The sequence below is a fragment of the Neobacillus pocheonensis genome, assembly GCF_050477905.1.
Lineage (GTDB): Bacteria > Bacillota > Bacilli > Bacillales > Cytobacillaceae > Neobacillus > Neobacillus pocheonensis_A.
In genome coordinates, this window is sequence record NZ_JBCNAD010000001.1 from 1 (window position 1) to 17,000 (window position 17,000).

Below are 17,000 nucleotides of genomic sequence, written 5' to 3' on the forward strand. Positions count from 1 at the left end.
GAGCCAGGATCAAACTCTCCAAGAAAGTTGATTAGCTCATTTTGTTACGTTGGCTTCATTTCATATAGAAACGAATATTATTGTTTGTTGACGTTTTTGTTTGTTTAGTTTTCAAAGAACAATTTTACGAGACAACTTTTATATCATATCATCTCTCGCATGTGGTTGTCAACAACTTTTTTTTACTACTTATAAGCTCTCGGTGACAACTTTTACATTTTATCAACTCTCGTCGAACGTGTCAACAACTAATTAATGTTTTTTTAAAAGATTAATATTCTTGCAGACAACTTTTATATCCTAACACCATTTGCTTCAATTGTCTAATGAAAAATTTTACATTTTTTGCGAAAGGTGCCCTGTCCAAACTTTTTGATATGAATATATTGATTTTGTATCGATTAACGAAAGGATGTGAAAAGATGGGAAGTCGCTCAAAGAAAGGCAGCAGCGGCAGTAGTGGCAGCAGCGGTAGTCACAGCAGTCACGGTAGTCACGGTAGTCACGGCAACTGCAGCTGCGATAAAGATTGTTTATGTAGTCTGCTTAGTGAATTCATTCATGAGGATGTAACAATCCTTACAAGATCTGGTGATACCATTACTGGTGAATTAGAAAAGGTCACAAAGGATTGTTGCGTTAAAATCCTTGTTCCAGGAACTACAAGTCCTCCTACATCTGCAACATTAGTTGTCATCCGTTGTAAAGACATCGAACGTTTCTCAGTCCCGTTTTTATTTGGATAACTAAGCACCCACAGGATGAAGGAAGTGACGCCAAATCACTTCCTTTATCTTTCCATGAATTTTTCTAAATCGGGAGTACTGGTGATGAATTGGCTATTTCTTCTCAAAACAAACTCTGACGCGTCAGAGTTATGATGGCTGGGTTCGCTGTATCTTTGGTACGCATAATATTCCTTTGATAAAGAATACAACTTCATCCCGCTCTCATAACACTGTCTCTGAAAACCGCTATCCTCTCCCAGGTTTAGATGAGGAAAGGCAACTTTTTTTAAAATTTCTTTTCGAAAAACTAAAGATGCTCCACTTAAAAAGTACGAGCTTTTATATGGGCTTTGACCGTTTTTTAGAATTTGCCTATTCTCATGATTTGGATTATATAATCGTAATTCCTTGTTTGGATGAAAGTAAATATAAAATGTGCTTTTTCCAACCACATCTGCCTTCGTTTGAATGAGTCCTTGAAAAGCTTCATCCAGGAAATCAGTCCCGTAATAATCATCATCATCCATTTTTGCAATATAATCATAGCTGGCTAATGCAGCGCTTTTATTTAAGCATTCTCCCAGGCTCATCCCTTCAGGATACTGCAGCAAACGATAGCGTATTTTTAACTTTTCTAATAGTTCCTTTATTTCTTCCTCCTTCATTTCAGAGGAATTAAGAATGAGAAGCAGTTCTTTTTCCTCTAGAGTTTGTTTTTGAAAATTGTGAATGATATTTTTCACAAAATTCCTTCTGTTTGTACAGGCCAGCACAGAAATCATCAATTTCCACCCCTTATTTCAAACCGCTGCTCTTCTATATAAACCTAAACCAACAGGTATTCTTTTCATATTATGTAGGAAAGTGAAAAATCGAGAGGTGAATTATGAAAAAGAAAGTGTTAATTACAGGAGTAGCAGGATTTCTGGGATCCCACCTTGCAAGGGATTTAATTGAACATGGACATGATGTGGTAGGCATTGATAATTTATCCTCCGGAAAAATAACAAACATAACAAACCTCCCCGAGGACCGCTTCATTTTTAAAGAGGTTGATATCTGTTCAAGGAATCTATTAATAGATCCCGATTTGCGGAAGGTTCAGGAAATCTATCATTTAGCGTCGGCAGCATCTCCAAAATATTATCAAGCTGCTCCATTTGAAACGATTGATGTGAATACGATAGGTACAAAAAATATGCTAGATTTAGCAAGAAGAAATCAAGCCAAATTGGTGTTTACCAGTACAAGCGAAGCCTACGGCGATCCGGAGGTCCATCCACAGCCTGAAAGCTACAGGGGAAATGTTAACACGTGGGGACCGCGGGCATGTTACGATGAAGCCAAGCGGTTGGGTGAAGTGATTTGCTACGAGTATTTCCACCGCTATCAGGCAAAAGTAAAAGTAGCACGTTTATTTAATACTTATTCGCCAGGCTTAGCGAATGACGACGGCAGAGTCATTTCCAATTTCGTTACACAGGCCCTAACAGGCAGGGACATTACGGTTTACGGGGACGGCACCCAAACGCGATCGTTTTGCTATGTGACGGATACTATTAACGGATTAAAGCTGTTGATGGAGAAGGACGAAGCGAACGGTGAAATTGTAAATATCGGAAATCCTGTGGAATTCACCATTTTAGAAGTCGCCAATCTGATTAAGTTATTGACGAACTCAAACAGCCCCATCACCTTTCATCCGCTCCCTAAAGATGACCCGAAGGTACGGAGACCTGTTATCGATAAGGCAAACCAGCTTTTAGGCTGGCATCCATCCGTTAGCTTAGAAGAAGGACTGAGGGAAACCATTCAGCAATATAGGGTAAATTTATCGATCCCATAAAAAATAACCCGTTGAGGGTTATTTTTTATTATAGTAATCCCTGCATTTATAGATAAACTCAAACCACTTTTTGGCGACGTTTTCCGGTGATTGCCGCTGGCTTGCTTTTATCGCATCGGAAACGTAGGTTTGGTAGCGAATCGGGTCAGATAACATATGTTCAAGCGCGTCGGCAAATTTTTGCAATGATTCCTTCGTCCAGTCAAACGGATACTCTGTTTCTGGAGGGTGTGAATACGTAACGTCAAGTAAAATTTGACTTGAAGCAATTTCAGGTAATACCTGCATATTGGCTGCAATGATTGGGACACCGCAAGACATCGCCTCAACCACACTTGTCGCGCCTGTTTCCCATTTACTGCCGCACACCATGACGTGCCACCTGCGAATAATTTCAGGCATCTTGTCGTGAGCGATCCCAGTTATGATTTTTAAATTCGGCAGATCCTCTTTCAGCCATTCATGGGTAAATGCCGGTTTCAGTGCATGAACCATTTCAAACTGAATATGAGGAAATTTTTTGGCCAAAAAAGGAATCACTTCTACTCCCTTTTTCTCCCTTGCTTTATCAAACCCATTGTCATAACCGATCCAACCAACAGTGATTTCCTTGTTTTTCTGGCCTGGAGAAAAAAGGTGCGTATCGACAATGGTTGGAATAAGTGAGATTAACTCTTCGTTATATCCCATATCTTCCATGGTTATTTGTTTATGAAATTCAGAGATTGCGATGATCGGAACCTGCTTTGTTAATGGCTTTCCCGTATCCACAATGGGCCCAAGACTCCATTTCCTGCCTTTTTCCTTTTGGTAAGCATTGTCATAATTATTGTGGTAATGATTCCACCACCCCGGATCATCCCGTCTGATAATCCTTATTTGCGAATCTCTGTGCCATGAAGTTTGTCCTTTATATGGTGCAAAGGCAATTTGCAAATCATCCGGACATAATTCGGACAGCCATTTTGCGACATTATTCACTTCAACAATCGGACCATATTTTTCTTCCGCTTGAAAGTGAGTGGTGATGATTTTAAACTTAAACATCTTTTCCTCCCTGTCTCAATCCATAATCTTGATACCCATCAGGATGATTGTTATGCCATTTCCATGCTGTCGAAATAATATCCTCTAACGAGTAGACTGGCTTCCAATTCAGTTCCTCTTCTATTTTTTTCGCTGATGCTACTAAATAGGGCGGGTCGCCCGGCCGCCGGTCGCAAAAGGCAATGGCTGCTTTTTTACCTGTAACCGTTTCGCACTTCCGAATAATTTCCATGACCGAATATCCTTTTTTACTGCCCAAATTGTATATATTTTTACACCCATTGCTATTCAGCAATGCTTTAAGGGAAACTATATGGGCGTTGGCAACATCAAGGACATGAATATAATCCCTTACGCAAGTCCCGTCCGGTGTTTGAAAGTCATGGCCAAACACCTTTATGCTGTCTGTTTTCCCCATCAAATGGCGAAGGATATTGGGGATGAGATGGGTTTCAGGGTCATGGTCCTCGCCAATCTCCCCTGATAAATCTGCTCCGCCTACATTAAAGTAGCGGAGGATAATATACGATAAACCGGACTTGTTGGAACAATCCTCGATCATTTTTTCAAACATTAGCTTCGATTGCCCGTACGGATTTACAGGATTTAATGGTGAATTTTCGCTTAAATAACGCGAATGGGGTATTCCGTATGTTGCACAGGTTGACGAAAATATGAGTTTATCCACTCTATGCTTCATCATCATTTTTAATAGAACAGCAGAGTTGCTGACATTGTTTTGATAGTATTCCAAGGGTTTCTCTACTGATTCAGCTACTAAACAACTTGCTGCCAAATGCATGACCGCTTTGATTGGAAAACTAGTAAACACTTTATCTAAAACTGTTTCATTTCCAATATCACCCTCAAAAAAAGGCAGATCAGGAGCGACTGACCCCTGTCGGCCGGTAAAAAGGTTATCTACGACTACGACCTCAAACCCTTGCTCAATCAGTTCCTTTACAACATGACTTCCTATATATCCTGCTCCGCCCGTGACAAGTATCATCTCGTTATTTACCACCTTTTAACTTAATTCACATTCCAAATCATGAAAAGGTCCTTATTGATTTCTAATCCTCTCAAGGATAAGCCTTGCAGCCATCTCAGCGCCCTACTGTTGTTCATGATAAGGACCGCATCAATTTCATGATGTTTTAACAGGCTTAAAATTTGTTTTTCTTTATTCTGACTACCTATTTGGATAAATTTCTTCACTTGGATGGCAGATTGGGGGATGACATGCTCGGCATAAAACCTGGCTCCTTTCATGGAAGCAATGAGCAGGAATTTTGGCTCTCTACCCACGCGCGATTGCACCAGCTCCCGGATTTTTTTGGACGCAATCGTCAGCAGTTCCTGCCGATTCAAGTTTAAGTTATTATTGGTTAAAGAATTAGCTGTCACTCGATACTCATATAAAACCTTTTCCACCTTTTCAAATGGCATGATGTCGAATAAACGCAGCCATAAATCATAATCATACGAAATCTTATAAGTCGGGTTGTAACCGCCAGCCTTTTGAAAGGCATCTTTTAAAAAAACGACCGTTCCATGACAAATGTAGCAGGTATAAAACCGTCTTTGATACATGATTTCCTTGCTAATTGGTTCATTATAGCCCGCTTCTAAATCACACATATAATTCGTTACGAGACCATCTTTGCCTGGAATGCATTTAATCATGGACGAAATGCCAATTAAATCGTTTCTGTCTTCAAGATGCCCTAACAGCTCTTCTATTTTGGCCGGCCGGCTGATATCGTCGGCATCCTGTATTGAAATCCACTTCCCGCTTGCCCTTTCTATGCCAATATTTAAGGAGGCCGCTGCACCGTTATTTTGAGGTGAATGGATGACGATAACCCGGTCATCTTGAATCGAATCTAATATTTCCTTTGTATGATCAGTCGAGCCGTCGTTGACAATGATGTATTCAAAATCTTTATAGGTTTGATTCAGAATGCTCTCTATGCAATCTTTAAGATAGTCCTGCCCGTTATAGACAGCTGTAACAATCGATATTAGCATCTTTTATGATCTCCTTTTCATAAACTGAGGAGAAAATCCATTGCGTTTGATAATTGTTGATAATTCCCGTTTTTTTGCAGTTCCTCTTTTTGAAACTGAGCTGCCTTCCATTTATGTTCATCCATATTGGATGCCTGAACAAGGCCATGAGTCCCTTTTCCGGCAATCACTTGCTCTAATACCGCTTCGAGCAGCCTTATCATCACTTCAAAGAACTCTTGATACGGTTCTGGATTATCATCGAGCACTTGGTGATATTCCTTTATTAGGTCATTGCTGAAGGACCAATCCTTTCCGAGCCAAAAAATAAAGATACTGGCAGCAATCTCAAAATCATTATATTTTTTAAAAAATGTCAAGAAGTTCGGAATGCCTTCTTGATTGTTTATGACCAGATTTCTCGGATGCTCTTGGTGATAAACAAATCCGCTTGGGCTGTTAATGAGCTTAACTCCATGTTTGTAAAGACGGTAGCCGAACTCCCAATCCTCTGTTCCATATCCTAAAAATCCTTCATAGAAGCCGCCAACCTCATCAACAATCGTCTTTTTCATTGATAAAGGGGAAAATGTACAAACCCACGGGAAATGAAAACCGGTTAAATCATTACCATAAATATGAATAAGCTCCGGAAAAATCGCTTTCTTAAAGGACACATGTTTATAGGATTGCTTTTCAAAATCATCCTTTTCGAAAAGTCCCACTTTTTCCATGGTTAAGACAGGGAGCCGTTTCCAAGCATTTTGTGCATGCGCCGATAATTTCCCTAGATTTGGCCGAACCTTAGAAACAAAATCCAGTTTTTGCTGATGATTAAACCCCTTTTCAAAAACGGTATAAGAGGCGTAGTGGGAGAAACAGGTTGCAACAGTGGGTGTTTGTTCATTCAGGTGATGCTGATACCGCATCTCGATAAAGTGAGGTTCCACTAACAATTCGGCATCCAGAAAAATAATGATCTCTCCTGAAGCATGCTGAAGGCCGATATTTTTAGCTTTTGACCGGCCATGGTTGGACCGAAGGCGAATATATTGAAAGTGATAGGGGGGTTGGTAGTTTGCTAACTGACAAGAATCATCTGTCGAGGCATCGTCTACAAAAATAACTTCCATTTTTGCCGGGTCGAAAGTTTGGAATTCAAGCGAATATAGGGTATAAAGGCATTGCGGAAATCGATTATAAGAGTTCATGATGATGGTGACTTGAATAGTCATCCTATCACCTCATTCCTTTTTATAAATTCAAGATGAAATCCATCGCCATTGTAAGATGAGGATACATGTTTTGCTCTTCTAAGCTTTTCTTTTGCACAAATGCACGCTCCAGTATTTCCTGTTCCAATCCAGATATCTGAACAAGATTTGTGACCTTTCTTCTCGAAACGGTTTCTTCGAGGATGACCTCGAAAAAGCGAAGAAATGTCTCTTTAAGTTCTTGGAATTGATCAGGGTACTGCGCGCAAAGAGCCCGATATTCGCTCTCAGTGTCATTAATAAAGTATAAATCTTTGCCAAGTCTCCAGAGAAAGTAACATCCAATATCAAAGTCCCTGTACAGTTTGAAAAAAGTTAAATAATTATGATCAGATTCCCATGTGTCGCTTCCAATATTTCTCGGATGTTCCTGGTGAAAAATGCTTCCGTGTTCATTATCGATTATTTTCACACCATGCTTGTAAAGACGGTAGCCGAATTCCCAGTCCTCAACCCCGTAGCCGTCAAACCCTTCATAAAATAGCCCGATTTGATTAATGACGCTCCTTTTTACAGATAATTGGTGGGTGATGACAAACATCCACGGCATATGAAAATTATGGAACTCTCTCCCATAAACTTCAATAACTTCAGGGATATATGGTGTAGGAAACGCTAGTGCTTGATAGGATAGGTTTTCAATATCCTTTTTTTGAAAAAAACCAATCTTTTCTTGGTCTGCCCTACCTTCTAGCGATTTTTTTACAATCCTTTGTGCATGCTCGGGAAGCCTTTTAATCCCCTTTTTTGCGATTCTTCTAAAATGGGATTTTTGGATGTTTGGATAATGTGTATCGAATACGGTGTAGACCCCGTAATGATTCAGGCAAGTGGAAACAGCTAAAAGCTGATCAGTTTGATGATAGTTGTACTGTGCTTCAATGAAATTTGGGTCTACAAGAAATTCGGAATCTAGAAAAATGATAATATCCCCTTCTGACGATTCAATGCCGATGTTTTTTGCCTTCGATCTCCCCACGTTTTTTTCGGGGCGAATATATTTAAATCGAAATGGAGGTTGATAGTTTTGCAGTTCAGGAGTTTCATCAGTCGAGAAATCATCAACGAGAATCACTTCCATTTTGGAGTGGTCAAACGTTTGACATTCCAAAGCATACAATGAATATAAACATTGCGGATATTTATTAAAGGCTATAAGGATGACGCTAACTTCAATGCTCAATTTATCACCTCCGACAGTTAATGTTTTTTCCACCTGTCTTTATTCTCATCAAAGATTTCTTCAAAAATTTCTTGAATTCGATATTGAAGATCCCACCCGGGATAGTGGCTTTTAAACTTATCAAGGTCACTTATATACCAAATGTGGTCACCAATACGGTTTTGATCGGAATAGGAATACTGAAATCTTTGCCCGGTTATTTCTTGGGATAATTCGATCGCTTCCAAAATGGAAATGTTTGATTGGCGTCCACCCCCGAGATTATACACTTCGCCGCCTCTTCTTGGATTTTGAAAGATACAGTCAAAGGCCTGGATTACATCCGTCGAGTGAATGACATCGCGGACTTGTTTTCCTTTGTAGCCTAAGATGGTATACGGGATATTTTGCACATTGCATTTTACTAAAAAATTGACAAACCCGTGCAAGGGCACGCCTGATTGTTTGGATCCGCTTAAAACGCCGCAGCGAAGACAAAAGGTTTTGAAGTTAAAATATTTCCCGTACTCTTGTACCAAGATATCAGCTGCCAATTTAGAGGACCCAAACAAGGAATGCAGGCACTGATCAATGTTAAACTCTTCGCTGATCCCCTTGTAATTCGCATGATTCTGCTCGAGTTCATATCGATTTTGCCGTTCAATGAACGGAAGCTGGTTTGGCCGGTCGCCGTAAACTTTATTTGTCGATGTAAAAATAAAAACAGCTTCCGGACAATGGTCTCTCATGGCCTCAAGCAAATTCAAAGTGCCATTGGCATTTACGCTGAAATCCAAATATGGATCCTTTGCTGCCCAGTCGTGTGAAGGCTGGGCAGCTGTATGAATAATTAGGGATATATTCTCTTTAAGCCCGGAAAAGAGATGCTGGATTTTATCTTTGTCCCGGATATCAAAATCAAAATGCTTATATTTTTTATATGTTTTAACAAGACGTTCCCTATTCCAAATGGTGGACCCCTCTTCACCAAAAAAAGTCCGCCTCATATTATTATCAATACCGATAACATTGAAGCCCTGCATCAAATAATATTCTGCTGCTTCTGACCCTATCAGCCCTGAGGAACCGGTAATTAACACAACAGACATGAACGTATCCTCCAATATTCATATTGAAAAGGTCATCTTCTAAACTTATCTTCTAAACTAATCTTCTAAACGTATCTTCTGAACTAATTTTTTCCTAATATATGCTTGTTTTACTGGCATGAGTGTTAAAAGTGCCCGATACCGCCATATTTAAAACCTAACTTCTTCATTTCATCCGGATCTAGCATGTTCCGGCCGTCAAAAATAAGCGGCGCCTTCATCAGCGGCTTTAGGCTCTTCCAATCAAGTTGCTTATATTGCTCCCAGTCGGTGCAAATAATGACCGCATCCGCTCCGGCGATTGTTTCTTCCACCGTTCGGCATTGACTTGCATCCAGTTTTACAACCGGATCATGAGCCTTAATCACAGCTTTTTCCTTTGCCAGTTTTTCAATCAATTTCAGACTAGGAGACTCACGTGTATCGTCCGTGTCAGCTTTAAAGGATAGTCCCAGCACGGCTATCGTCTTATTTTTCAACTCGCCGTCCAAGTAGCGCTTGATTTTTTCAATAAAAAATAGCGGTTGTTCATCGTTTACTTTGACTACATTTTCAAGAATGGTCAAGGGATGTCCGTTTTCCTTGGCAGTCTGAATTAAGGCATTCACGTCCTTCGGAAAACAGGAACCTCCATACCCCATGCCCGCTCGGAGGAACTGGGGACCAATCCGATGGTCGAGACCAATTCCCTTTGATACATCATTCACATTAATTTCTAATTGGTCACAAACCCTAGCTAACTCGTTAATAAAGGAAATTTTCATGGCAAGGAAGGAATTCGCGGCATACTTGATCATTTCGGAGACTTTTGCTTTTGTTTCAATGATGGGGCAGCGGAAATTTTGATACAGTTCTTTCATGACCGATTTAGCTGTTTCACTCTCGGTGCCGATGATAATTCGATCTGGATGAAGTGCATCCTGAAGAGCAGAACCTTCGCGCAGGAATTCCGGATTGGAAACCACATCGAATGGAATTTGGCCTGCCTGCTTTGACGCAATCCACCCCGTCACCAATTCCGCAGTCCCGACTGGAACCGTACTTTTTGTGACGATGACTTTATAAGTATTCATGTATTGGCCGATCGATTCGGCAACATTTCTAACAAAGGTAAGGTCTGCCTTTCCATCCGTGCCTTTTGGTGTCCCGACACAAATGAAAATAACATCATTTTCTTGAATGGCTTTTTCTGTATTCTTTGTAAAAATTATATTTTGTGCTTGGATATGCTTTGTCAGCAGCACTTCAACACCCGGTTCATAGAAATATAGTTTCCCATTTTGTAATGCTTGTATTTTGCTGTCATCCAGATCAAGGCCGGTAACCCTGTGGCCCATCTCGCAAAAAATAACTCCTGTAGTCGTCCCGACATAGCCTGTTCCGACGATTAAAATGTTCACTTCTCTTTCCCCCCTTTCGGACCACAAATGAAACTGATTAATTGAACATACTCTGAACTTTTGGCGATATTAAAGCACCTGCCGTCAATTTCCAATCCATAGCTTGTATAATCTTTCGCCATCGTTTTAATGGCATCGGTCAATTGAATCTCCCCGGCGACACCCGGTTTTACATTCAAAACCTTTGTAATCGGCAGGGTTCGGGTACCATACCCTGCTGCAGGAATTATTGCCTTTCTTATCATGACAGCCCTTCCCTCCTTAAGACTAGTATTACTTTATTCCTGAACCTATTTGAAGGAAGGTTGTCCACTTTAGAAAGGGCGATAAAATGGGTACTTGTACAAGGAAAGGCATAAGTGCTTTTCATGAGGGATCTTGAACGGCGAGTGAACGGACGGTTTGCCAAAAGAGATTTCTTGAGGTAAGATGGTTAATTCATCGATGCCACAAAATCATGGAGTAAGTAGGCTAAAAGTCTTGAATACACAACAAGCCTTATACACAGATTTTCCAGTGGTTATCAACAGTCTTTCTATTCCTATCCACACACAATATGGGTATATCCACAATTTTCGGACGATTATACACAAATAATGTGAATAACTAATATGTTCCTAAACAGTTGATCACTACTATCCACAATTACGATAGACTTATCCACTTTTTCCAGAGGTTTATCCACAAAACACGTCAGAGTATCCACATTCCTACTAGTAATTATCCACAATGCGAACAAAAAAGACCTAGAGAGATATCTAGGTCTTTAGTCTGTCAGAATTATCTGTCAGAAAGATTATCATTATTTAAATCGTATTGCTCGATAATTTCCTTGAGCTCACCAGTATCACCTTTGGCATTGATGATTTCAAAGATTTGATTCAAGCCTTCGCTTATTTTATCTTCATCCTTTTTCATCTTATCGATCCTCCTCTTTTATTTTTAGGATGACCAAAAGAATACGAAACTATGACAAATGGTGTCGAAAACATTCTAATACCCTCATGACAAAGTTCGGCTTTTTTCACGTCTAGCTTTTGCTATCTTTAAAGAAAAAATAATAGGGGGCAAGCCGATGGACTTTGAAATATTGTTAGATGCCATTTTAGGAGAACGACAAATTTTCCATATAATTGAATGCCCTATTTGCGGTTTTGAAGAAATCTATTATGAACATCACGTAACGAAAAGACTAATTGGACGAGCCTGTTCTTGCTGTAATTTTGTTCAGCGGTTTGAAAAATAGTTTTTCAAAAAAAGAAGCCTAGTTTCGACTAGGCTTCTCGCTTACTACTATAATCAAACTTGTTAACGGTTACATTCTCGCCCCTAGCTCTACAGCCTTGCTATTATGGTAGCTTGATTTCACCCGTAGCTTCATCCTTAATTCCTCATCAAGGCAATCCTGCTGCAAGATTTCGTTGTGGCGGTGCTGAAGTAAATGATAAAAATATTTGCCTCGAATAAACATTTTCAACACATGAAAACCTCCCCAATTGTGATTTACATAAATCGCAGGAGTACGTCGTGTTCGGTAACTGGCGAGCATCGTCAATAGACATTAGCCCCTTTAGTTTTGCGTCACCACTTTTCAATGGCTTTGCCGTTTCGTACGATTTATGTGTTTATCAAAACTATAGCCAACAAATTTAAAAATTTAAAGAGTCTTAGGACTCAGGTAATTGGGCATTTTTCTATTTTTCACAGGGACGATTGTCTCTAATTCATAGATAATCCCAATGGAATGTTTTAAGTCAGTTGATAGTGTCCATGATGATAACAGAAGTTAATTTTAAAAAAAGGAAGTTATTCATGTTAAAATTATGGCCCATTACTTTATGTCTTTTCTTGGTTGTTATTAGTTTAACTGGCTGCATGGAAAAATTCCATTTTGCCCAAGAAGAAGGAAAAATCTCGGCTAATAAGTCTTCATCACACCCTGGCAAGAAACATTCTGAAACGGGTGATAGTATTGTGGTTGTTATCCATCCAGAAAGTATTCCTGTCCTCGTCAACAAACAAAATAAATTACCAGAGAATTATACGCCAGTGGATTTGGTGGATGCGAATATCCCTTTTATATTTGAAAAAAAATCCGAGAAGCGGAAAATGCGTGCGGTGGCTGCCACCGCGATTGAAAAATTATTCGCAGGTGCTAAAAAGCAAGGTGTAGAGCTTTTAGGTGTATCGGCTTACAGGTCACACGCCGCCCAAACGGCTTTGTTTAATAATTATGTGAAGCAGGATGGCTATAAAAAAGCAATCACCTATAGTGCTGTACCTGGAACGAGTGAACATGAAACAGGCCTTGCCATCGACGTGACCGGCGAAAATGGGACATGTGCGGCAGAAGCGTGCTTCGAAGGAACAAGAGAGGCGAAATGGTTGGATAAGCATGCAGCTGAATACGGCTTTATCATTCGGTATCCGAAAGGAAAAGACGACATAACCGGCTACACCTATGAACCATGGCACCTCCGCTATGTCGGTAAAACTATTGCTAAAAAAATCTCGGAACGTGACATCACCCTCGAAGAATACTACAACTCCGTTCTAGTCAATAATTAAGGCTCTTTTCGTAAACTTTGTTGCTTTTGGAGCTTAATAAGGTTCATTTATTAAGTTTCAAGGCAATTTTCGCAAAGGTTCTTACGAAAAGATGCCACGAACCTTTTAGTTATACGAGTTGATAAATTTATACGAAAAACATCAATCTATGCGAAAATAGCCATAATTAATCAAGTCTTGTAATAAGGGTCTCCATTTTGGAGACCCTTTTTGGTTATTTTCCTTTAATCTCTAATAGCTTTAAACGAAGATCGTTTTCCATCGTGGCTAATTCTTGTTCGGCAGCACGGCGTTTGTGACGGCCCTCTTCTTGGATTAGCAGTGTCTCTTCCAATGTGGTGATGAGGGATTCCTGCGTTTTCTTAAGGGTTTCGATATCTACTAATCCGCGCTCGTTTTCTTTCGCCGTTTCAATTGTATTTGTTTTTAGCATTTCTGCATTTTTCAAGAGAAGCTCATTGGTTGTTTTGGAAACCTGCTTCTGTGCCTCCACCGCATGACGCTGGCGAATTAACGTTAACGCAATCGCTACTTGGTTTTTCCAAAGCGGAATCGCCGTCATAATCGATGATTGAATTTTTTCCACTAACGCTTGGTTTGTGTTTTGAATCAAGCGGATTTGCGGAGCACTTTGGATGGTAATTTCACGACTTAATTTTAAATCGTGAAGCCGTTTATCCAGACGGTCAGCAAACTGAATCATATCGTTGACCTCTTGGAATTTCATCTGATCATTGGAGGCCTGGGCTTTTTGTTTCAACTCCGGAATAATTTTTTCATTCATTTCTTCAAGCTTGATTTCCCCCGCCGCAATATAGACATTCAGGGCATGGAAATATTCTTTATTGGTTTCATATAATTGCTCTAGCAATTTGATATCCGATAATAGTACGTTTTTACTGCGATCGAGTTTCACACTAATTCGGTCAATTTGCGCGCCCGTTTTTTGATATCTGGAGAGCACCTCTTGGATGGATCCGGAGATTTTTCCAAACATACGCGCAAACAAGGATGGCTTCCCATCCTTTAATTCATCCGGATTCACTTCGTTCAGTCGCTTCATTAAATCATTGATAATGTCACCGATTTCGCCAACATCTTGTTTCTGAACATGCTCGAGCATCGTATGCGAGAAGTTGAGCAATTTTCCTTGTGCCTGGGTGCCATATTGAATCATCGCCTGATGATTGGCCGGATCAATTTGTTCAGCGATTTGATACGCCTTTGCCCGGTGTTCCTCAGGTATTACATCAATCAATTTGACTGGCCTTGGCTCGCTTGTTTGTGGGACAGGGCTTTTAGCAGGCTGCAAGCCATCTCCAAATGGATCAGCGAGGATTTCATCTAAAAAGTTGCCAGATTTATTGGGTTGGATTGGGTTGTTTTCGGTCATTTTAGCCACCTATTCTCTTCAGGAAATTTAGAATCCTTTTGTTTTTTGATTGTATGTTTTGCGACATCAATTTCAAAATTTAACGTATCGATATCATCGGATATTACATGGTATAAATCCTCTTCCAAAATCTGCGTCATCTCATTTAAAGTCCGACGTGTTTCAATCAAGGATTGGTCCAGTTCCATGTTTTTTTTCGGCTGAGTCGATAAGAAGTTATATTTTTCTGTTAGTTCCACAACAGAATCTAGGTGTGAAAAATAAAATGGCTCCGCCTGATAGAATCGCTTCGGTTCCTTGATCGTCATCTTGTGTATTTTTTTAGTGATTCGAAGGATATCAATCCTCTGTTTGACAGAAGAGATATCGCGGATGGTGAACAGGTTTTTATTCAGACGATGAATTTTCCGCTTGGCTTCCGACAGGTTCTTCCTAATGTATCGGTATTCCTTCCTTGAGAGCTGATGCTTTTTTAAGAAACTCTTGTTCATAAACAGTCCTAATATTATGTGGGTTAAAATACCGCCTGCAATGCCATAGCCTAATGAAGGCAGGAAATTTTGTTCAAATGCCAAAAAGCTGACTAGCCCTGTTAAAACGGTGACGGGGACAGCCACAAATGAACGAACGATTAAAGAAAGGATAGGGTTCATAATAATCGACTCCTGACTAATATTCCTTTATATTCATACGAACATAATCATGTAAATGTTTCACATTCATTAAAAACTCCGCTTAATAAATGGATTTCCATTTACTACTTCCACAATACACGAAAAATCTCCTGCCTTCCATGGACCTCAAACGGAAAGAAATCTAGGACTTGAGACGTATTTTTGAACAAGTTTTCCCTTGTTTGTTCCGTTAAAATATTTACTATTTATTGAAAAATAGGCCGTTACCCAAGAGGTATCGCAAAAGATACATAGGCTAATAGGATACTGAGGTGAAAGGAGAAAAAAATGTATCATCCTTATAGAATGCCCATAGAAAATTATCATGGAAGCTATCATCATGGAAATCATCATATTAATCAACATCACCACCAAGGACACCATACAAATTCACATTTTGGTCTTGGACCAGTTGGTGCGGGGCTGCTAGGTCTAGGCCTAGGATAGCTCAGGACTGCTTGGAGGAGTTGGAACAGGTGGATTGGGTGGATATGGCGGATACGCTCCAGTGCCAGGCGCCGGCTATTACGGCTATGCACCAGGAGTCGGTGGAGTCGGTGGAGTCCCTGGAATCAGCGGTGGATATCCTGGTGTTGGAAATGTTGGTCTCCCTGGATATGCTCCAAATGTTGTTGGATATGGTTCATGGTCGCCCCACGAATATGGCCTTCCGAGATACTAAGTGAAATGATTAACATATTAATGGAGACATTAATGGGCATTATGGTGACAGGCACCGCTCGTGGGCACCGCTCGTGGACACTTGAGTTATTTTGTCCACTCCACGCGGACAAAAAAGAAGAGCAAGACCGATTCTATTCGGTTTTGCTCTTTTTTGATACTTTATTTTTCATAGAGTTCAATGGGCAGGCCATCTGGGTCTTTGAAGAAAGTGAATTTCTTATTAGTAACAGGATCTATTCGGATAGCCTCTACATTTATTTGGTGTCCTTCAAAGTAGACAACCGCTTCTTCCATATCGTCCACTTCAAAGGCGATATGACGTAAACCTGCGGCTTCAGGATAACCAGGACGTGCCGGCGGGTTTGGGAATGAAAACAATTCAATTTGGTATTGGCCATTTACTTCTAAATCCAATTTAAAAGAGTCTCTTTCCTCTCGATAGATCTCGCTAATGGGCTTCAGCCCTAATATCCGAACATAAAAATCCTTTGACCTCTCATAATTCGAACAAATAACAGCAATATGATGGATTTTATTAAGCTTCATGGTTTACCACATCTCCCCATAAATTTTCAATTAATAAACAGCCCTCTTGTCTACCTGCTAAAACAAGAGGGCGCATCAAACCTAAATTATATTTTTACTTTTCCTGATGCTTGTCAGCTGGTCTTTGTTCGTTTTTTCCGAAGTGATAAAAAATAGCTTCGACGATTCGTTTGGAGGCAAAACCATCACCATAAGGATTGGATGCCTTCGCCATTTGGCCATGAGCGGACGTGTTGGATAATAGCTCATCTGCTAATCCCCCGGTCAGCTGCCAGTTCATTTCTTCAGGATATGGCGAATATTTGTTATGCGTTCTGAGGCCTGCCTCTACATGACCAATTGGAATTTGATGTAAAACGCTGCAAGACTCGCCACAAACGTTGTCGTGGTGTCACCATGAACTAAAACGATATCGGGTTCTCCAAGTTGTTATGTACATTTATTATACAATTCACGATCAATATTTAAAAATTCCCAGCTAGATATAGTCCAACTATCATGATATCAAATTTAATTAGATGGTCAAAGCGATTACAAAAATGAAACTGCATTATTTTAG

Annotated in this window: 20 protein-coding genes, 1 pseudogene and 1 riboswitch; of the genes and pseudogenes, 6 read left to right on the top strand and 15 right to left on the bottom strand. The window is 40.1% G+C overall.

Annotation, left to right across the window (positions count from 1 at the left end; all coding sequences use genetic code 11):
* Positions 1 to 422: 422 nt before the first annotated feature.
* The gene (locus ABES02_RS00005; protein ID WP_430129070.1) at positions 423 to 746 is read left to right on the top strand and encodes a hypothetical protein; all 324 of its coding nucleotides are present in this window, start codon (positions 423 to 425) and stop codon (positions 744 to 746) included.
* A gap of 44 nt (positions 747 to 790) precedes the next feature.
* Here the strand turns inward: ABES02_RS00005 and ABES02_RS00010 are convergent, their stop codons facing one another.
* On the bottom strand, positions 791 to 1,510 hold the full coding sequence (locus ABES02_RS00010; RefSeq protein ID WP_430129073.1) for a glycosyltransferase family 2 protein: 720 nt from the start codon (positions 1,508 to 1,510) through the stop codon (positions 791 to 793).
* A gap of 104 nt (positions 1,511 to 1,614) precedes the next feature.
* Here ABES02_RS00010 and ABES02_RS00015 point away from each other — a divergent pair, with 104 nt between their 5' ends.
* Positions 1,615 to 2,574: a GDP-mannose 4,6-dehydratase gene (locus ABES02_RS00015; protein WP_430129076.1), complete on the top strand. Its 960-nt coding sequence runs from the start codon at positions 1,615 to 1,617 to the stop codon at positions 2,572 to 2,574.
* Between the two features lie 18 nt (positions 2,575 to 2,592).
* Here ABES02_RS00015 and ABES02_RS00020 read toward each other — a convergent pair whose 3' ends face one another.
* The 9 genes from ABES02_RS00020 to ABES02_RS00060 all read right to left on the bottom strand — a co-directional run bounded on the left by ABES02_RS00020 (position 2,593) and on the right by ABES02_RS00060 (position 11,494).
* Positions 2,593 to 3,621 carry a glycosyltransferase family 4 protein gene (locus ABES02_RS00020; protein ID WP_430129079.1) on the bottom strand — a complete coding sequence of 343 codons (1,029 nt, stop codon included), beginning with the start codon at positions 3,619 to 3,621 and terminating at the stop codon, positions 2,593 to 2,595.
* The gene (gene galE, locus ABES02_RS00025) at positions 3,614 to 4,630 is read right to left on the bottom strand and encodes a UDP-glucose 4-epimerase GalE (RefSeq protein ID WP_430129082.1); all 1,017 of its coding nucleotides are present in this window, start codon (positions 4,628 to 4,630) and stop codon (positions 3,614 to 3,616) included. Before galE ends, ABES02_RS00020 begins: the two co-directional genes overlap by 8 nt.
* A gap of 23 nt (positions 4,631 to 4,653) precedes the next feature.
* Positions 4,654 to 5,652, bottom strand: coding sequence for a glycosyltransferase (locus tag ABES02_RS00030; RefSeq protein WP_430129085.1), 999 nt, complete (start codon positions 5,650 to 5,652; stop codon positions 4,654 to 4,656).
* 17 nt (positions 5,653 to 5,669) lie between these two features.
* Complete coding sequence (locus ABES02_RS00035) at positions 5,670 to 6,866, bottom strand: glycosyltransferase family 2 protein (RefSeq protein ID WP_430129087.1); 1,197 nt, start codon at positions 6,864 to 6,866, stop codon at positions 5,670 to 5,672.
* A 19-nt stretch (positions 6,867 to 6,885) separates the two neighbouring features.
* Positions 6,886 to 8,088 carry a glycosyltransferase family 2 protein gene (locus ABES02_RS00040; RefSeq protein WP_430129090.1) on the bottom strand — a complete coding sequence of 401 codons (1,203 nt, stop codon included), beginning with the start codon at positions 8,086 to 8,088 and terminating at the stop codon, positions 6,886 to 6,888.
* A 17-nt stretch (positions 8,089 to 8,105) separates the two neighbouring features.
* Positions 8,106 to 9,176 (bottom strand): NAD-dependent epimerase/dehydratase family protein, encoded by a 1,071-nt coding sequence (locus ABES02_RS00045; RefSeq protein WP_430129092.1) that lies wholly within the window; start codon positions 9,174 to 9,176, stop codon positions 8,106 to 8,108.
* Positions 9,177 to 9,301: 125 nt separating this feature from the next.
* Positions 9,302 to 10,576: a UDP-glucose dehydrogenase family protein gene (locus tag ABES02_RS00050; RefSeq protein WP_430129095.1), complete on the bottom strand. Its 1,275-nt coding sequence runs from the start codon at positions 10,574 to 10,576 to the stop codon at positions 9,302 to 9,304.
* A complete protein-coding gene (locus ABES02_RS00055; protein WP_430129718.1) occupies positions 10,573 to 10,821 on the bottom strand; it encodes a hypothetical protein in 249 nt (82 codons plus the stop codon). The genes ABES02_RS00050 and ABES02_RS00055 overlap by 4 nt, the downstream gene beginning before the upstream one ends.
* Positions 10,822 to 11,356: 535 nt before the next feature.
* Complete coding sequence (locus ABES02_RS00060; RefSeq protein ID WP_430129098.1) at positions 11,357 to 11,494, bottom strand: hypothetical protein; 138 nt, start codon at positions 11,492 to 11,494, stop codon at positions 11,357 to 11,359.
* Positions 11,495 to 11,651: 157 nt separating this feature from the next.
* Here ABES02_RS00060 and ABES02_RS00065 point away from each other — a divergent pair, with 157 nt between their 5' ends.
* The gene (locus tag ABES02_RS00065; protein WP_430129101.1) at positions 11,652 to 11,822 is read left to right on the top strand and encodes an acyltransferase; all 171 of its coding nucleotides are present in this window, start codon (positions 11,652 to 11,654) and stop codon (positions 11,820 to 11,822) included.
* Between the two features lie 69 nt (positions 11,823 to 11,891).
* Here the strand turns inward: ABES02_RS00065 and ABES02_RS00070 are convergent, their stop codons facing one another.
* A complete protein-coding gene (locus ABES02_RS00070) occupies positions 11,892 to 12,056 on the bottom strand; it encodes a hypothetical protein (RefSeq protein WP_430129104.1) in 165 nt (54 codons plus the stop codon).
* A gap of 50 nt (positions 12,057 to 12,106) precedes the next feature.
* A riboswitch (cyclic di-GMP riboswitch) is annotated at positions 12,107 to 12,191 on the bottom strand.
* Between the two features lie 197 nt (positions 12,192 to 12,388).
* Between ABES02_RS00070 and ABES02_RS00075 the strand changes: the two genes are divergently transcribed.
* A complete protein-coding gene (locus ABES02_RS00075; protein WP_430129107.1) occupies positions 12,389 to 13,144 on the top strand; it encodes a M15 family metallopeptidase in 756 nt (251 codons plus the stop codon).
* A gap of 214 nt (positions 13,145 to 13,358) precedes the next feature.
* Here the strand turns inward: ABES02_RS00075 and ABES02_RS00080 are convergent, their stop codons facing one another.
* Together ABES02_RS00080 and ABES02_RS00085 are read right to left on the bottom strand one after the other, a co-directional pair.
* On the bottom strand, positions 13,359 to 14,537 hold the full coding sequence (locus ABES02_RS00080) for a toxic anion resistance protein (RefSeq protein WP_430129111.1): 1,179 nt from the start codon (positions 14,535 to 14,537) through the stop codon (positions 13,359 to 13,361).
* Positions 14,534 to 15,190, bottom strand: a complete 657-nt coding sequence (locus ABES02_RS00085; protein WP_430129114.1) for a 5-bromo-4-chloroindolyl phosphate hydrolysis family protein — start codon at positions 15,188 to 15,190, stop codon at positions 14,534 to 14,536. The genes ABES02_RS00080 and ABES02_RS00085 overlap by 4 nt, the downstream gene beginning before the upstream one ends.
* A gap of 309 nt (positions 15,191 to 15,499) precedes the next feature.
* Here ABES02_RS00085 and ABES02_RS00090 point away from each other — a divergent pair, with 309 nt between their 5' ends.
* Both ABES02_RS00090 and ABES02_RS00095 read left to right on the top strand, forming a co-directional pair.
* Positions 15,500 to 15,658, top strand: a complete 159-nt coding sequence (locus ABES02_RS00090) for a hypothetical protein (RefSeq protein WP_430129117.1) — start codon at positions 15,500 to 15,502, stop codon at positions 15,656 to 15,658.
* A gap of 34 nt (positions 15,659 to 15,692) precedes the next feature.
* Entirely contained in the window at positions 15,693 to 15,893 is a 201-nt protein-coding gene (locus ABES02_RS00095) for a hypothetical protein (protein WP_430129120.1), read from the top strand.
* Between the two features lie 161 nt (positions 15,894 to 16,054).
* Here the strand turns inward: ABES02_RS00095 and gloA2 are convergent, their stop codons facing one another.
* Complete coding sequence (gloA2, locus tag ABES02_RS00100; RefSeq protein WP_430129123.1) at positions 16,055 to 16,441, bottom strand: SMU1112c/YaeR family gloxylase I-like metalloprotein; 387 nt, start codon at positions 16,439 to 16,441, stop codon at positions 16,055 to 16,057.
* Positions 16,442 to 16,667: 226 nt separating this feature from the next.
* A pseudogene (locus ABES02_RS00105) lies at positions 16,668 to 16,852 on the bottom strand (UDP-N-acetylglucosamine 2-epimerase); the annotation flags it as partial.
* Positions 16,853 to 17,000: the final 148 nt, after the last annotated feature.

What these genes read in the sequence shown, in the direction of transcription:
- ABES02_RS00065 (WP_430129101.1), top strand. Translation starts at nt 11,652, where the DNA reads ATGGACTTTGAAATATTGTTAGATGCCATTTTAGGAGAACGACAAATT.
- ABES02_RS00045 (WP_430129092.1), bottom strand. Translation starts at nt 9,176, where the DNA reads ATGTCTGTTGTGTTAATTACCGGTTCCTCAGGGCTGATAGGGTCAGAA.
- galE (WP_430129082.1), bottom strand. Translation starts at nt 4,630, where the DNA reads ATGATACTTGTCACGGGCGGAGCAGGATATATAGGAAGTCATGTTGTA.
- ABES02_RS00020 (WP_430129079.1), bottom strand. Translation starts at nt 3,621, where the DNA reads ATGTTTAAGTTTAAAATCATCACCACTCACTTTCAAGCGGAAGAAAAA.
- ABES02_RS00080 (WP_430129111.1), bottom strand. Translation starts at nt 14,537, where the DNA reads ATGACCGAAAACAACCCAATCCAACCCAATAAATCTGGCAACTTTTTA.
- ABES02_RS00075 (WP_430129107.1), top strand. Translation starts at nt 12,389, where the DNA reads ATGTTAAAATTATGGCCCATTACTTTATGTCTTTTCTTGGTTGTTATT.
- ABES02_RS00030 (WP_430129085.1), bottom strand. Translation starts at nt 5,652, where the DNA reads ATGCTAATATCGATTGTTACAGCTGTCTATAACGGGCAGGACTATCTT.
- ABES02_RS00055 (WP_430129718.1), bottom strand. Translation starts at nt 10,821, where the DNA reads ATGATAAGAAAGGCAATAATTCCTGCAGCAGGGTATGGTACCCGAACC.
- ABES02_RS00035 (WP_430129087.1), bottom strand. Translation starts at nt 6,866, where the DNA reads ATGACTATTCAAGTCACCATCATCATGAACTCTTATAATCGATTTCCG.
- ABES02_RS00085 (WP_430129114.1), bottom strand. Translation starts at nt 15,190, where the DNA reads ATGAACCCTATCCTTTCTTTAATCGTTCGTTCATTTGTGGCTGTCCCC.
- gloA2 (WP_430129123.1), bottom strand. Translation starts at nt 16,441, where the DNA reads ATGAAGCTTAATAAAATCCATCATATTGCTGTTATTTGTTCGAATTAT.
- ABES02_RS00060 (WP_430129098.1), bottom strand. Translation starts at nt 11,494, where the DNA reads ATGAAAAAGGATGAAGATAAAATAAGCGAAGGCTTGAATCAAATCTTT.
- ABES02_RS00090 (WP_430129117.1), top strand. Translation starts at nt 15,500, where the DNA reads ATGTATCATCCTTATAGAATGCCCATAGAAAATTATCATGGAAGCTAT.
- ABES02_RS00015 (WP_430129076.1), top strand. Translation starts at nt 1,615, where the DNA reads ATGAAAAAGAAAGTGTTAATTACAGGAGTAGCAGGATTTCTGGGATCC.
- ABES02_RS00005 (WP_430129070.1), top strand. Translation starts at nt 423, where the DNA reads ATGGGAAGTCGCTCAAAGAAAGGCAGCAGCGGCAGTAGTGGCAGCAGC.
- ABES02_RS00010 (WP_430129073.1), bottom strand. Translation starts at nt 1,510, where the DNA reads ATGATTTCTGTGCTGGCCTGTACAAACAGAAGGAATTTTGTGAAAAAT.